Below are 341 nucleotides of genomic sequence, written 5' to 3' on the forward strand. Positions count from 1 at the left end.
GCCGTTTTCCTTGATCTCGAACAGGCGCACGTCCGGATGCCACTTCTCGAAGTCGCGCAACTCGGCGATCTCGATGCCATAGAGCTTCTGCACCGTGGCGCACAGGCCGGACAACACCTTGTCCACCGGGAACCAGGCACGGACCTCTTCCTGGGACAGGGAATAGCGCTGCTGGCGCAGCTTTTCGGCGAAGTAGCCGGTGTCCCAGCTCTGCAGATCCTGCACGCCCTGTTCGGCGGCGAAGGCGCGCAGTTCTTCCAGGTCGCGCTGGGCGAAGGGCTTTGAGCGCACGGCGAGGTCGCGCAGGAAGCCCAGCACCTGGTCGCTGCTCTCGGCCATCT

Annotated in this window: 1 protein-coding gene; it reads right to left on the reverse strand. The window is 64.5% G+C overall.

All coding sequences use genetic code 11. The features are described 5' to 3' along the window. Positions 1 to 341, reverse strand: a 341-nt coding sequence (locus tag FS767_RS21815; RefSeq protein ID WP_144968184.1) for a M3 family metallopeptidase, incomplete at both ends; no start/stop codon positions are given.

Source organism: Pseudomonas sp. DE0010 (assembly GCF_007680745.1).
GTDB lineage: Bacteria > Pseudomonadota > Gammaproteobacteria > Pseudomonadales > Pseudomonadaceae > Aquipseudomonas > Aquipseudomonas parafulva_B.